Source organism: Franconibacter pulveris, from assembly GCF_056780215.1.
This window is the reverse complement of the sequence record NZ_CM165555.1, coordinates 3,711,770-3,725,395: the sequence shown is the minus strand read 5'-3', so window position 1 is coordinate 3,725,395 and position 13,626 is coordinate 3,711,770. Positions and strand designations below refer to the sequence as shown.

The window sequence follows — 13,626 nt, the reverse complement described above, 5'->3', positions numbered from 1 at the left end:
CTTAAAAGCTGTGAACAACAAAGTCCTGTCCATATTATGAGGAGAGACTATGAAAGCCGCCGTTGTCAGCAAAGACCATTCTGTTGAAATCATCGATAAAACCCTGCGCCCGTTGGAGCATGGTGAAGCCTTGCTCGCCATGGAGTGCTGCGGCGTTTGCCACACCGATCTGCATGTAAAAAATGGCGACTTTGGCGATGTCACCGGCAGGACGCTGGGGCATGAAGGTATTGGGGTCGTCAAAGCCATCGGCCCGGGCGTCACTTCACTTAAGCCTGGCGATCGCGTGAGCGTCGCCTGGTTTTTCCAGGGATGCGGGCATTGCGAATATTGTTCCAGCGGCAATGAAACGCTCTGTCGTAATGTGAAAAACGCCGGCTACAGCGTGGATGGCGGCATGGCGGAAGAGTGCATCGTGGTGGCGGATTACGCGGTTAAAGTGCCGGATGGCCTGGATTCCGCCGCAGCCAGCAGCATCACCTGCGCAGGCGTCACGACTTACAAAGCGGTGAAAAGCTCGAATATCCGTCCCGGTCAGTGGATTGTGATTTACGGCCTTGGCGGGCTTGGCAACCTGGCGTTGCAATACGCTAAAAATGTGTTCAATGCGAAAGTCATCGCCGTGGACGTAAATGATATGCAGCTTGAATTTGCTAAAGAGAGCGGCGCTGAGCTGACTATCAACTCCCGTAACGACGACGCGGCTAAAATTATTCAGGAAAAGACAGGCGGGGCGCACGCGGCAGTGGTGACGGCGGTGGCGAAAGCGGCGTTCAACTCAGCGGTGGATGCGGTTCGCGCCGGCGCGCGCATTGTGGCAGTAGGCTTGCCGTCGGAATCGATGAGCCTCAATATTCCTCGCCTGGTGCTGGACGGTATCGAGGTAATCGGTTCGCTGGTCGGCACGCGTCAGGATCTGGCGGAGGCGTTCCAGTTCGCCGCCGAGGGCAAGGTGGTGCCGAATGTCACCCTGCGTCCACTGGAAGATATCAACGCTATCTTCCATGAAATGGAGGAAGGGAAGATCAAAGGCCGAATGGTGATTGATTTCAAACGTAAAACCGCGTTGTAAGCCAGCCTGAGCACCGCTACCGGCGCCTGTGTTCACCGCGCAGGCGCCGCAACACATGACCCCGACCGTAACTTCTGCGATAATTACGGTTTACACCATTTGCAGAGAGTATCATGCAGTACCCGATTAATGAGATGTTCCAGACCCTGCAGGGCGAGGGTTACTTTACCGGCGTTCCCGCCATTTTTATTCGATTGCAGGGATGCCCGGTTGGCTGTGCCTGGTGCGACACCAAACACACGTGGGATAAGCTCGCCGATCGGGAAGTGTCGCTTTACAGCGTGATCGCCAAGACCAAAGAGAGCGATAAATGGGGCGCAGCCAGCAGTGAAGATCTGCTGGCGGTCATTAGCCGCCAGGGGTATACCGCGCGCCATGTCGTTATCACTGGCGGCGAGCCGTGCATTCACGATCTGCTGCCGCTCACTCACCTGCTGGAGAAAAACGGCTTTAGCTGCCAGATTGAAACCAGCGGCACGCATGAAGTGCGCTGTACGCCCACCACCTGGGTAACGGTGTCGCCAAAAGTGAATATGCGCGGCGGTTATGAGGTGCTGGACCAGGCCTTGCAGCGCGCCGATGAGGTGAAACACCCGGTGGGGCGCATGCGTGATATAGAAGCGCTGGATGAATTGCTGGCAAGGCTGCATGACGATAAGCAGCGCGTGATTGCGCTCCAGCCTATCAGCCAGAAAGAGGATGCCACCCGTTTGTGCATTGAAACCTGTATCGCTCGCAACTGGCGGCTTTCCATGCAAACGCATAAGTATCTGAACATTGCATGAAAAAAGGGGCGTAAGCCCCTTTTTTATTTCTCGCTGACGCCGCGCTTATTCGCCGCGGTATACGCAGCCCGCTGTGCAGGTCTCTTTAATCATTACCGCGCTCAGCAACGGCATCTTCGGCTTCATCTGGTCCCAAATCCATTTCGCCAGCACTTCGCTGGTTGGATTCTCAAGCCCCGGAATATCGTTGAGATAATAGTGATCCAACCGATCGTAAACAGGCTTGAAGGCTGCCTTCAGTTCGGCAAAATCGATGATCCAACCGGTATGCGGATCCACCTCGCCCGTTACTTCCAGGCGCACCATAAAGGAATGCCCATGCAGACGTCCGCATTTATGGCCTTCCGGTACGTGTGGCAGGCGGTGGGCGGCTTCGAACATGAAATCTTTAAACAGGGTGGTAGGCATAACGCAGTCTCAGTCTGGCAAAAAACCGCCGCATAGTACCGGAATTGACCGTTTTTAGCATTAACTAAAACCGTCGTTAACGATAAGCGGCATGATGGCGTTTCGCGCGTGAAATTAATCCTTTGTAATCAAAAAGTTGTTTAACCACTTTTGCCGCTTAGTCTTAGTGATAAAAGCGGTTAGTGCTTTTGGTTATTTATTATTTCCATCCCTTCTTTAATTGTTACTATGCCGCCCGTTAACCTTACTTTCTCTTCTGTTTTTACAATAAAAAACAGCTTTGCTACTGGAACATAACGACGCATGACGACGCAGGCCCCACCAAGCGCTTTGCTCCCGCTGAGCCCGGAGCAGCTGGCTCGCCTTCAGACGGCGACCCACGATTTAACGCCCACCCAGCTCGCCTGGCTTTCAGGCTATTTCTGGGGGATCTCCAACCAGCCGGGCGCCGCGGCGCAAGCTGCCGCCCCTGTCGCCGAAGCGCCAGCCATTACGCTTATCTCGGCTTCTCAGACCGGCAATGCGCGCCGGGTGGCGGAGGCGCTGCGCGACGATCTGCTCGCGGCGAAGCTGAACGTTAAGCTGGTTAACGCTGGTGACTATAAGTTTAAACAAATCGCCTCTGAAAAGCTGTTGGTGATCGTCACCTCCACCCAGGGGGAAGGGGAGCCGCCGGAAGAGGCCGTCGCGCTGCATAAATTCCTGTTCTCGAAAAAAGCGCCGAAACTCAATGGCGCCGCCTTCGCCGTTTTCGGTCTGGGCGATACCTCTTATGAGTTCTTCAGCCAGGCGGGGAAAGATTTCGACAGCAAGCTGGCGGAGCTGGGCGCTGAGCGTCTGCTCGACCGCGTGGATGCGGATGTGGAATACCAGGCGGCTGCGCAAGAGTGGCGCGCGCGCGTGGTAGAAGTGCTGAAAGCCCGCGCGCCGGCCGCGCCTGCGCAGGCAAGCATTGCCGCCCAGGGCGCCGTCAACCTGGTAGACTCCACGCCTTACACCAAAGAAGCGCCGCTGACGGCGACGCTTGCCGTTAACCAGAAAATCACCGGTCGCGACTCCGGGAAAGACGTTCGTCATCTGGAGATCGATCTGGGCGATTCCGGCTTGCGCTATCAGCCGGGCGACGCGCTGGGCGTCTGGTATCAGAACGACCCGGCTCTGGTGCAGGAGCTGGTGGAGTTGCTGTGGCTGAAAGGCGACGAGCCCGTTGAGGTGGAAGGGAAAACCCTGCCGCTTAGCGAAGCCCTGCAGTGGCACTTTGAGCTGACCGTGAATACCGCCAACATCGTGGAAAACTATGCGACGCTGACCCGCAACGAGCAACTGCTGGCGTTGGTGGGCGATAAAGCGAAGCTTCAGCACTATGCCGCTACGGTGCCGATTGTGGATATGGTGCGTTTCGCGCCTGCGCAGCTGGACGCCGATAAACTTCTCGGTCTGCTGCGTCCGCTGACGCCGCGTCTTTACTCCATCGCCTCTTCACAGGCGGAAGTGGAGAGCGAAGTGCACATCACCGTGGGCGTGGTGCGCTACGATATCGAAGGTCGTCCGCGTGCGGGTGGGGCGTCAAGCTTCCTCGCGGACCGTCTGGAGGAAGATGGCGAAGTGCGCGTATTTATCGAGCATAACGACAACTTCCGTCTGCCAGCCAACCCGGATACGCCGGTGATTATGATTGGCCCCGGCACCGGCATCGCGCCGTTCCGCGCCTTTATGCAGCAGCGTGCGGCGGAAGGCGCGCAGGGCAAAAACTGGCTCTTCTTCGGCAACCCGCACTTTACTGAAGATTTCCTCTACCAGGTGGAGTGGCAGCGCTACGTTAAAGAGGGCGTGCTGAACCGCATCGATCTTGCCTGGTCGCGGGATCAAAAAGAAAAAATTTACGTACAAGATAAACTGCGCCAGCAGGGCGCGGAGCTGTGGCGCTGGATTAACGACGGCGCGCACATTTATGTCTGCGGCGACGCGACTCGCATGGCGCGAGATGTCGACCAGGCTTTACTGGAAGTGATTGCCGAACACGGCGCGATGGACGCCGAGGCGGCAGACGAATATTTAAGTGAGCTGCGCGTAGAGCGCCGTTACCAGCGAGACGTCTATTAATGAGCGAAAAACACCCAGGGCCTCTGGTGGTCGAAGGAAAACTTACCGACGCGGAACGCATGAAACGCGAAAGTAACTTCCTGCGCGGCACCATAGCCGAAGATTTAAATGACGGCCTGACCGGCGGCTTTAATGGCGACAACTTCCTGCTGATCCGCTTTCACGGCATGTATCAGCAGGATGACCGCGATATCCGCGCCGAGCGCGCCGAGCAGAAGCTTGAGCCGCGCCATGCGATGATGCTGCGCTGCCGTCTGCCAGGCGGGATCATGACCCCGAAGCAGTGGCTGGCGATTGATAAGTTCGCCGGCGAAAACACTATCTACGGCAGCATCCGCCTGACCAACCGTCAGACGTTCCAGTATCACGGTTTGCTGAAGAAAAACGTCAAGCCGGCGCACCAGATGCTGCACTCGGTCGGGCTGGACGCGCTGGCGACCGCCAACGACATGAACCGCAACGTGCTCTGCACCTCTAACCCGGTGGAATCGCAGCTGCACGCCGAAGCGTACGAGTGGGCGAAAAAGCTCTCCGAGCATCTGCTGCCGCGCACTCGCGCTTATGCGGAAATTTGGCTCGATCAGGAGAAAGTGGCGACCACGGATGAAGAGCCGATCCTCGGGCCGACTTACCTGCCGCGTAAGTTCAAAACCACGGTAGTGGTGCCGCCGCAGAACGATGTCGACCTGCACGCTAATGACATGAACTTCGTGGCGATTGCCGAAAACGGCAAGCTGGTGGGCTTCAACCTGCTGGTGGGCGGCGGGCTGTCTATCGAACACGGCAATAAGAAAACCTACGCGCGCACCGCGACGGAGTTTGGCTACATTCCGCTGGAGCATACCCTTGCCGTGGCGGAAGCGGTGGTAACGACCCAGCGCGACTGGGGCAACCGCACCGACCGTAAAAACGCTAAAACCAAATATACGCTGGAGCGTGTCGGGCCGGACGTATTCAAAGCGGAAGTGGAGCGTCGCGCGGGCATCAAGTTTGAACCTATCCGTCCTTACGAATTTACCGGTCGCGGCGACCGCATCGGCTGGGTAAAAGGCATCGATAATAAATGGCATCTGACGCTGTTTATTGAAAACGGCCGTATCCTGGACTTCCCGGGCCGTCCGCTGAAAACCGGCCTGCTGGAGATTGCGAAGATCCACAAAGGCGATTTCCGCCTCACCGCCAACCAGAACCTTATCGTGGCGGGCGTGCCGGAAAGCGATAAGGCGAAGATTGAACAACTGGCGCGGGCGCATGGCCTGATGGACGCCGTTACGCCGCAGCGTGAAAACTCCATGGCCTGCGTGTCGTTCCCGACCTGCCCGCTGGCGATGGCGGAAGCCGAGCGTTTCCTGCCAACGTTTATCGATAAAGTGGACGCTCTGATGGCGAAGCACGGCGTGGCGGATGAGCATATCGTCCTGCGCGTTACCGGCTGCCCGAACGGCTGCGGCCGCGCGATGCTGGCGGAGCTGGGTCTGGTGGGCAAAGCGCCGGGGCGCTATAACCTGCATCTTGGCGGCAACCGTATCGGCACGCGTATTCCGCGGATGTATCGCGAGAACATCACCGAGCCGGAGATCCTGGAAACGATCGACGAGCTGGTGGGCCGCTGGGCGAAAGAGCGCGAAGCGGGCGAAGGCTTCGGCGACTTCACCGTGCGCACCGGGATAATCCGTCCGGTTCTCGATCCGGCGCGGGATTTCTGGGAATAAGCGGACCTGGCGGGTGGCGCTGCGCTTACCCGCCTCACGGGGTGAAGCGATACGCTTCCCCCGGCTGAAAGCGAACTCAAACAAGCGAGGTCAACATGTCTCAACTCGATCTGCACGCGCTTAATGGTCAGACGAAAGAAGAACGCGCGGCGGCGCTCGCCGAAACCAACGCCCGGCTTGAAACGCTGAGCGCCGAAGAGCGGGTGCGCTGGGCGCTGGAGCATCTGCCCGGCGAGTTTGTGCTCTCTTCAAGCTTCGGCATCCAGGCGGCGGTCTGCCTGCATCTGGTCACGCGCGAGCGCCCGGATATCCCGGTTATCCTCACCGATACCGGCTACCTGTTCCCGGAAACGTACCGCTTTATTGATGAACTGACGGAAAAGCTCAACCTGAACCTGAAAATCTACCGCGCCGAGCAAAGCCCGGCCTGGCAGGAAGCGCGCTACGGCAAGCTGTGGGAGCAGGGCGTGGAAGGGATTGAGAAATACAACGAGATCAATAAAGTCGAGCCGATGAACCGCGCGCTCAACGCGCTTAACGCGCAAACCTGGTTCGCAGGCCTGCGCCGCGAGCAGTCCGGCAGCCGCGCCAGCCTGCCGGTATTAGGCGTTCAGCGCGGCGTATTTAAAATCCTGCCGATTATCGACTGGGACAACCGCACCGTTTACCAGTACCTGCAAAAGCATGGGCTGAAATATCACCCGCTGTGGGACGAGGGTTATCTTTCCGTCGGCGACACCCACACCACCCGCAAATGGGAGCCGGGCATGGCGGAAGAAGAAACCCGCTTCTTCGGCCTCAAGCGCGAATGTGGATTGCACGAAGGTTAAAAGAAAAAACGCGACGAAATGTCGCGTTTTTTTATTTCCCCGCCTTCGCCAGCTCTTTCACCAGCGGCAGCATGACGCGCATCACATCACGGCTGCGTTTTTCAATGCGCCCTGGCAGGGCTTTATCAAGGTATTGCTGGTTATCGAGGCGCACGTTGTGCCAGCTGTTGCCATCCGGAAACGCTTTGCTTTTCGCGCGTTGCTGGTAGCCATCTTTTTTGCCCAGCGACCAGTTTGTCGCTTCAACCGAAAGCACCGGAATACCGGCTTTATCAAACACCTCAGCGTCGTTGCAACAGCCCGTACCCTGCGGATAGCGCGGGTTAAGGCCAGGGTTGGTGGCGGCGGGAACGCCATGCTGATGCGCGATAGCCAGCGCGCGGTCGCGGGTGAGCTTACGCACGGCGGCGGGGGTGCTCTGACCGCTGTTGAAATAAAGCCGGTCGCCCACGACCAGATTGTCCAGGTTAATCACCAGCAGCGTATTTTTCTTCTCTTTTTCGCTCATGCGCTTGAGGACATTTTCCGCGCCAAGCTTGCCCTCTTCTTCACCGCTGGTGGCGATAAAACGGATGCCGTAGCGCGTGGGCACCGTTTTCAGGCGCTGCGCGAGTTCCAGCAGCACGCCAAGTCCTGCGGCATTGTCATCCACGCCCTGCAGCGTCAGCCCGCCCAGATTGTTATCGACATCTTTATCGCTTTGCGGCGCGTAAGTGTCGAGGTGCGCCATGATGATTATCTGCTGCGGCTCTTTTCCTTCGTGCGCGGCGATAACCGTGCTGCCGGTGACGTTATGCCAGTTGGCGTGTTTATTCTCGGTGGTATAGACGTAACGGCTGTGAAAAGCGCGAATATCGCTCTGATAGCCCCACTGCGCGAACTGCTGGCGCAGGTAATCCGCCGAGAGCATTTCAGCAGGCGAGCCGGTCATCCGGCCGGGAAAGTAGGTGGCGATATAGCGAGTCTGTTGATTGGCGGTCTCCCCCAGCACAGGGGCGCGCGCCGCGGCAGGCAGGGTAAAGCATACGCTCAGCGCCAGGCTCAGGGTTAAGCGGCGCACTGCGGAAAGCATAGATAATCCTTAATCGAAAAAAGAGCGGAAAAATTTTTCCGCTTAGTATGAAACTGTGACCGAGCTTACACAATTTCATTTCATCCCAAACGCCCGAAAAACCACGTCTTAAGCACTTTTTGGTATTTGCTTTGCCAGCGACTTATTCCTTTGTGGAACTACTCATGCCAATTCGTAATTTCATTCGTTATCAAGCGCCCCCTATAGTCCCCCGTAGTCCCTGTTACTTGCGAGCTTTGCCGTTGTGGATTATCTCCCCCTGTTTGCCGCGTTAAAAAATCGCCCCGTGCTGGTTGTCGGCGGCGGTGAGGTAGCGGCGCGTAAAATCGCTTTGTTGACTCGCGCGGGCGCGCAGGTGCGGGTGGTAGCCCGAAAGCTGCACCCGGAACTGGCGGAGCTCGCTGAAGCGAAAGCCATCGACTGGTTCGCGCAGGCGTTTGATGAAGCGCAGCTGGATACTGTTTTTCTGGTCATTGCCGCCACAAACGACAGCGAACTGAACCGCCGGGTTTTTGACGCGGCGAATGCCCGCCAGCGGCTGGTCAACGTGGTGGACGATCAGCCGCTCTGCTCGTTTATCTTTCCCTCTATTGTTGACCGCTCGCCGCTGGTGGTGGCTATCTCCTCCGGCGGCAACGCGCCGGTGCTGGCCCGCTTGTTGCGAGAGAAGATTGAGGCGCTGCTGCCTGCGAATCTCGGTCGCATGGCGGAAGTGGCGGGAAGCTGGCGCGAGAAGATTAAAGTGCGGCTGACCACCACCGATGCGCGTCGTCGCTTCTGGGAACGCGCTTTCCGCGGCCGCTTCGCAAGCCAGATGGCGGCGGGCAATGAACAGGCGGCGCAGGAGACCCTGGCGCAGACGCTGGCGGAACCTGAGAGCGAGCAGGGCGAAATTATTCTCGTCGGCGCCGGACCGGGCGACGCGGGGCTGTTGACGCTTCGCGGATTGCAGGTCATGCAGCAGGCGGATGTGGTGCTGTATGACCATCTGGTCAGCGACGGGGTGCTTGATCTTGTGCGCCGCGATGCCGAGCGCATCTGTGTAGGCAAACGCGCGGGCTCTCACGCCGTCGCGCAGCACGAAACCAACCAGATGCTTATCGACTTCGCGCGGGAAGGGAAAACCGTGGTGCGCCTGAAGGGCGGCGACCCGTTTATCTTCGGGCGCGGCGGCGAGGAGCTTCAGGCGGCGAAGGCCGCGGGGGTGCCTTTTCAGGTAGTGCCTGGCGTCACGGCGGCTTCGGGCGCGACGGCCTACGCCGGCATCCCGCTGACGCACCGCGATTATGCCCAGAGCGCGATCTTCGTCACCGGACATTATAAGCCCGACAGCGCGCCGTTCGACTGGGCCTTGCTGGCGAAAAGCCGCCAGACGCTCGCTATCTATATGGGCACCATGAAAGCCGCTGAGATAAGCGAACAACTTATTCAGCACGGCCGCGACGCCGATACGCCAGTGGCGGTTATCAGCCGCGGCACGCGGGAAGATCAGCAGGTCTTCACCGGCACGCTACAACAACTCGACGCGCTTGCGAAACAGGCGCCGATGCCAGCCCTGCTGGTGATTGGGGAAGTGGTGACGCTTCACCCGCAACTGGCCTGGTATCAACAATCCAACCCGGCGGAAGAGTTCCGCTCTTCCGTGGTTAATTTGGCTTAGTCCTGAAGCAACAGGCTAGTTTATTTGCCATTTTTGTCCCGGGCTGTGCTCGCCACCCTCACGTACTTGCGTACGCTGCGGTTGCTGCGCGCAGGGCGCAACAAAACTGGCTGCAACAATAACGCCTGCTGCACCAGGCCTTATAAGGAAAGGTTATGGACCAAAAACGACTCACTCACCTGCGGCAACTGGAGGCGGAAAGCATCCATATCATTCGTGAAGTGGCTGCAGAATTTTCTAATCCGGTGATGATGTATTCCATCGGTAAAGATTCCAGCGTAATGCTGCATCTGGCGCGTAAAGCTTTTTATCCGGGCACGCTGCCGTTCCCGCTGCTGCACGTCGATACCGGCTGGAAATTCCGTGAGATGTACGAGTTCCGCGACCGTACCGCCAAAGCCTACGGCTGTGAACTGCTGGTGCATAAAAACCCGGAAGGGGTGGCGATGGGCATCAACCCGTTCGTGCACGGCAGCGCCAAACACACCGATATCATGAAAACCGAAGGGCTGAAGCAGGCGCTTAACAAATATGGTTTTGACGCCGCCTTCGGCGGAGCGCGCCGCGACGAGGAAAAGTCTCGCGCTAAAGAGCGTATCTACTCCTTCCGCGACCGCTTCCACCGCTGGGACCCGAAAAACCAGCGCCCGGAGCTGTGGCATAACTATAACGGCCAGATCAACAAAGGCGAGAGCATTCGCGTCTTCCCGCTTTCCAACTGGACCGAGCTGGACATCTGGCAGTACATCTATCTGGAAAATATCGAAATCGTTCCGCTTTACCTGGCGGCAGAGCGCCCGGTGCTGGAGCGCGACGGCATGCTGATGATGATCGACGACGATCGCATCGACCTGCAGCCGGGCGAAGAGATCAAGCAGCGGATGGTGCGTTTCCGCACGCTGGGCTGCTGGCCGCTGACCGGCGCGGTGGAATCCGGGGCGCAGACGCTGCCGGAAATCATTGAAGAGATGCTGGTATCGACCACCAGCGAACGACAGGGTCGCGTGATTGACCGCGACCAGGCAGGCTCGATGGAGCTGAAAAAACGCCAGGGTTATTTCTAAGGAGCCGTCATGAACACGACCATCGCACAACAAATCGCTAAAGAGGGCGGCGTGGAGGCTTATCTGCACGCCCAGCAGCATAAAAGCCTGCTGCGCTTTCTGACCTGCGGCAGCGTGGATGACGGGAAAAGCACCCTGATAGGCCGCCTGCTGCACGATACGCGCCAGATTTATGAAGACCAGCTTTCCTCGCTGCATAACGACAGCAAGCGTCACGGCACCCAGGGCGAAAAGCTCGACCTGGCGCTGCTGGTGGATGGCTTGCAGGCGGAGCGCGAGCAGGGCATCACCATTGACGTGGCTTACCGCTATTTCTCCACCGAAAAGCGCAAATTTATTATCGCCGACACCCCGGGGCACGAGCAGTACACCCGCAACATGGCGACTGGCGCCTCCACCTGCGATCTCGCGATTCTGCTGATCGACGCCCGTAAAGGGGTGCTGGACCAGACGCGTCGCCACAGCTTTATCTCTACGCTGCTGGGGATTAAGCACCTGGTGGTCGCGGTGAACAAAATGGACCTGGTGGAATTCAGCGAAGAGCGTTTCGAGCAGATTAAACAGGATTACCTTAACTTCGCCGCGCAGCTGCCGGGCAACCTGGACATCCGCTTCGTGCCGCTTTCCGCGCTGGAAGGAGACAACGTGGCGATTTCCAGCCTGAACATGGCCTGGTATACCGGCCCGACGCTGCTGGAAGTGCTGGAAACCGTCGAGATAAATCGCGGCGTCGACGCGCAGCCGCTGCGCTTCCCGGTGCAGTATGTTAATCGCCCGAATCTCGATTTTCGCGGCTATGCAGGTACGGTGGCCTCCGGCTCCGTGAAAGTCGGCCAGCGCGTGAAAGTGCTGCCTTCCGGCGTGGAATCCGCCGTTGCCCGTATTGTGACCTTTGATGGCGATTTAGACGAGGCGGGCGCAGGCGAGGCGATTACGCTGGTGCTGAAAGATGAAATCGACATCAGCCGCGGCGACCTGCTGGTGGATGCCGCCCAGAACGTGCCTGCGGTGCAGAGCGCGTCGGTGGACGTGGTATGGATGGCGGAGCAGCCGCTGACGCCAGGTCAGAGCTACGACATTAAAATCGCCGGTAAGAAAACCCGCGCCCGTGTCGACAACATTCAGTATCAGGTGGATATCAATAACCTGACCCAGCGCGTAGTGGAAAACCTGCCGCTGAACGGCATCGGGCTGGTGGACCTCACTTTCGACGAGCCGCTGAGTCTGGATAAATATCAGGAGAACCCGGTGACCGGCGGGCTGATTTTCATCGATCGCCTGAGCAACGTTACCGTGGGTGCTGGCATGGTGCGCGAGCCGCAAACCGAGGTCTACCAGGAGCCTTCCGCTTACAGCGCTTTTGAACTGGAGCTGAACGCGCTGGTGCGTCGCCACTTCCCGCACTGGGGCGCGCGCGACCTGCTGGGAGGCAAATAATGGCGCAGCATGACGAGAATGTCGTCTGGCACGCCCATCCCGTGACCGCCGAACAACGTGAACAACTCCACGGCCACCGTGGCGTTGTTCTGTGGTTTACCGGGCTTTCGGGCTCGGGTAAATCCACGGTGGCCGGCGCGCTGGAAGAGGCGCTGCACCAGCTTGGCGTCAGCACCTACCTGCTGGATGGCGACAATGTGCGTCACGGGCTGTGCAGCGATTTAGGCTTTAGCGACGTCGACCGCAAGGAGAATATCCGCCGCGTCGGCGAAGTGGCGAACCTGATGGTCGACGCAGGTCTGGTGGTGCTGACGGCCTTTATCTCGCCGCATCGCGCCGAGCGCGCTATGGTGCGCGAGCGCGTAGGGGCAGGGCGGTTCATCGAGGTGTTTGTGGATACGCCGCTTGAGGTATGCGAAGCGCGCGACCCGAAAGGGCTTTATAAAAAAGCCCGCGCCGGCGAGCTGCGTAATTTTACCGGTATCGACTCGGTTTACGAAGCGCCGGAGAAGCCGGAAATTCACCTCGATGGCCAACAATTAGTAACAAATTTGATTGCGCAATTGTTAGATCTGTTGCGCCGGGACGATATCATCAAATCCTGAGACGGCGCCGGGAAGCCGCTTCCCGGCAGGTCAGGTCACAGGATAAGTTATGCGCAACGGCACCAATATCATCATCTCACAGGCTCAGACGCCGCCCGCTGAAGAAACGACCTGGTCGTGGCCTGGCGCCGTGCTGGGATTTATCTCGTGGCTCATCGCGCTGGGCCCGCCCTTTCTGGTCTACGGCTCCAACACGCTTTTTTTCTTTCTTTATACCTGGCCTTTCTTTCTGGCGTTAATGCCCGTAGCGGTCGTGGTGGGCATCGCGCTCTATTCTCTGCTTAACGGCAAGCTTCTTTACAGCAGCATTGCAACATTGTTAACGGTGGTGCTGATGTTCGGGCTGCTGTTTTTCTGGCTGATGGGCTAAGACAAGCCTGCGCCTGTCGTTTTATCATGAATATGTTACAAATATGTGCAGTACGCATCGCGACGCGTTCTGTGGTACATTCTGCCGCTGTTTTGGCAGCGCTGCTGCGCCTGGGGACTGTATCGGGTGTAGAGCCTGGCAGGAAGTTATGGGATGATAAGGCCGTTTTTCAGGGGGCGGAATGGGTAAACTAACGCTGCTATTGCTGGCTTTACTGGTCTGGCTACAGTATTCGCTGTGGTTCGGCAAAAATGGCGTTCACGATTACTCCCGCGTCGCCGACGACGTCGCCGTACAGCAGGCTACTAACGCCAAACTTAAGGCGCGCAACGATCAGCTTTTCGCCGAAATTGACGATCTCAATGGCGGACAAGAAGCTATCGAAGAGCGCGCACGCAACGAATTAAGCATGACCAAACCTGGCGAAACCTTTTATCGTCTGGTGCCGGACGCCTCAAAGCGTCCTAACGGGTCAGGGCAAAACAATCGCTAACCAGACTCGGGTTAA

General features: G+C 58.1%; 13 protein-coding genes. 11 read left to right on the top strand and 2 right to left on the bottom strand.

What is annotated here, in order from left to right:
• The first annotated feature begins 49 nt into the window (after positions 1-49).
• Both adhP and queE read left to right on the top strand, forming a co-directional pair.
• The gene (gene adhP / locus ACU4F7_RS17575) at positions 50-1,072 is read left to right on the top strand and encodes an alcohol dehydrogenase AdhP (RefSeq protein WP_481637446.1); all 1,023 of its coding nucleotides are present in this window, start codon (positions 50-52) and stop codon (positions 1,070-1,072) included.
• A gap of 113 nt (positions 1,073-1,185) precedes the next feature.
• A complete protein-coding gene (queE, locus tag ACU4F7_RS17570) occupies positions 1,186-1,857 on the top strand; it encodes a 7-carboxy-7-deazaguanine synthase QueE (protein ID WP_024560156.1) in 672 nt (223 codons plus the stop codon).
• A 45-nt stretch (positions 1,858-1,902) separates the two neighbouring features.
• Here queE and queD read toward each other — a convergent pair whose 3' ends face one another.
• On the bottom strand, positions 1,903-2,265 hold the full coding sequence (gene queD / locus ACU4F7_RS17565; protein ID WP_029590974.1) for a 6-carboxytetrahydropterin synthase QueD: 363 nt from the start codon (positions 2,263-2,265) through the stop codon (positions 1,903-1,905).
• Between the two features lie 303 nt (positions 2,266-2,568).
• On the opposite strand from queD, the gene cysJ reads away from it, so the two are divergent.
• The 3 genes from cysJ to ACU4F7_RS17550 all read left to right on the top strand — a co-directional run bounded on the left by cysJ (position 2,569) and on the right by ACU4F7_RS17550 (position 6,910).
• Positions 2,569-4,368, top strand: a complete 1,800-nt coding sequence (gene cysJ, locus ACU4F7_RS17560; RefSeq protein WP_029590973.1) for an NADPH-dependent assimilatory sulfite reductase flavoprotein subunit — start codon at positions 2,569-2,571, stop codon at positions 4,366-4,368.
• Positions 4,368-6,080 carry an assimilatory sulfite reductase (NADPH) hemoprotein subunit gene (gene cysI / locus ACU4F7_RS17555; protein ID WP_024557183.1) on the top strand — a complete coding sequence of 571 codons (1,713 nt, stop codon included), beginning with the start codon at positions 4,368-4,370 and terminating at the stop codon, positions 6,078-6,080. Before cysJ ends, cysI begins: the two co-directional genes overlap by 1 nt.
• 95 nt (positions 6,081-6,175) lie before the next feature.
• Positions 6,176-6,910, top strand: a complete 735-nt coding sequence (locus ACU4F7_RS17550) for a phosphoadenylyl-sulfate reductase (RefSeq protein WP_024560158.1) — start codon at positions 6,176-6,178, stop codon at positions 6,908-6,910.
• A 31-nt stretch (positions 6,911-6,941) separates the two neighbouring features.
• On the opposite strand, the gene ACU4F7_RS17545 is transcribed toward ACU4F7_RS17550, so the two are convergent.
• The gene (locus ACU4F7_RS17545; RefSeq protein WP_029590971.1) at positions 6,942-7,982 is read right to left on the bottom strand and encodes an aminopeptidase; all 1,041 of its coding nucleotides are present in this window, start codon (positions 7,980-7,982) and stop codon (positions 6,942-6,944) included.
• Positions 7,983-8,226: 244 nt separating this feature from the next.
• Between ACU4F7_RS17545 and cysG the strand changes: the two genes are divergently transcribed.
• From cysG to ftsB, 6 genes are all read left to right on the top strand, one after another.
• A complete protein-coding gene (gene cysG / locus ACU4F7_RS17540; protein ID WP_481637445.1) occupies positions 8,227-9,642 on the top strand; it encodes a siroheme synthase CysG in 1,416 nt (471 codons plus the stop codon).
• Between the two features lie 155 nt (positions 9,643-9,797).
• The gene (gene cysD / locus ACU4F7_RS17535) at positions 9,798-10,706 is read left to right on the top strand and encodes a sulfate adenylyltransferase subunit CysD (protein WP_024557187.1); all 909 of its coding nucleotides are present in this window, start codon (positions 9,798-9,800) and stop codon (positions 10,704-10,706) included.
• Positions 10,707-10,715: 9 nt separating this feature from the next.
• Positions 10,716-12,143, top strand: a complete 1,428-nt coding sequence (gene cysN, locus ACU4F7_RS17530; RefSeq protein WP_029590969.1) for a sulfate adenylyltransferase subunit CysN — start codon at positions 10,716-10,718, stop codon at positions 12,141-12,143.
• Positions 12,143-12,748 (top strand): adenylyl-sulfate kinase, encoded by a 606-nt coding sequence (gene cysC, locus ACU4F7_RS17525; RefSeq protein ID WP_481637444.1) that lies wholly within the window; start codon positions 12,143-12,145, stop codon positions 12,746-12,748. The genes cysN and cysC overlap by 1 nt, the downstream gene beginning before the upstream one ends.
• A 49-nt stretch (positions 12,749-12,797) precedes the next feature.
• On the top strand, positions 12,798-13,118 hold the full coding sequence (locus ACU4F7_RS17520; protein ID WP_024551663.1) for a DUF3561 family protein: 321 nt from the start codon (positions 12,798-12,800) through the stop codon (positions 13,116-13,118).
• 181 nt (positions 13,119-13,299) lie between these two features.
• Positions 13,300-13,611 (top strand): cell division protein FtsB, encoded by a 312-nt coding sequence (ftsB, locus tag ACU4F7_RS17515; protein WP_024551664.1) that lies wholly within the window; start codon positions 13,300-13,302, stop codon positions 13,609-13,611.
• Positions 13,612-13,626 lie beyond the last annotated feature (15 nt).

Coding starts and splice junctions, on each gene's coding strand:
- adhP (WP_481637446.1), top strand. CDS start 50: ATGAAAGCCGCCGTTGTCAGCAAAGACCATTCTGTTGAAATCATCGAT.
- queE (WP_024560156.1), top strand. CDS start 1,186: ATGCAGTACCCGATTAATGAGATGTTCCAGACCCTGCAGGGCGAGGGT.
- queD (WP_029590974.1), bottom strand. CDS start 2,265: ATGCCTACCACCCTGTTTAAAGATTTCATGTTCGAAGCCGCCCACCGC.
- cysJ (WP_029590973.1), top strand. CDS start 2,569: ATGACGACGCAGGCCCCACCAAGCGCTTTGCTCCCGCTGAGCCCGGAG.
- cysI (WP_024557183.1), top strand. CDS start 4,368: ATGAGCGAAAAACACCCAGGGCCTCTGGTGGTCGAAGGAAAACTTACC.
- ACU4F7_RS17550 (WP_024560158.1), top strand. CDS start 6,176: ATGTCTCAACTCGATCTGCACGCGCTTAATGGTCAGACGAAAGAAGAA.
- ACU4F7_RS17545 (WP_029590971.1), bottom strand. CDS start 7,982: ATGCTTTCCGCAGTGCGCCGCTTAACCCTGAGCCTGGCGCTGAGCGTA.
- cysD (WP_024557187.1), top strand. CDS start 9,798: ATGGACCAAAAACGACTCACTCACCTGCGGCAACTGGAGGCGGAAAGC.
- cysN (WP_029590969.1), top strand. CDS start 10,716: ATGAACACGACCATCGCACAACAAATCGCTAAAGAGGGCGGCGTGGAG.
- cysC (WP_481637444.1), top strand. CDS start 12,143: ATGGCGCAGCATGACGAGAATGTCGTCTGGCACGCCCATCCCGTGACC.
- ACU4F7_RS17520 (WP_024551663.1), top strand. CDS start 12,798: ATGCGCAACGGCACCAATATCATCATCTCACAGGCTCAGACGCCGCCC.
- ftsB (WP_024551664.1), top strand. CDS start 13,300: ATGGGTAAACTAACGCTGCTATTGCTGGCTTTACTGGTCTGGCTACAG.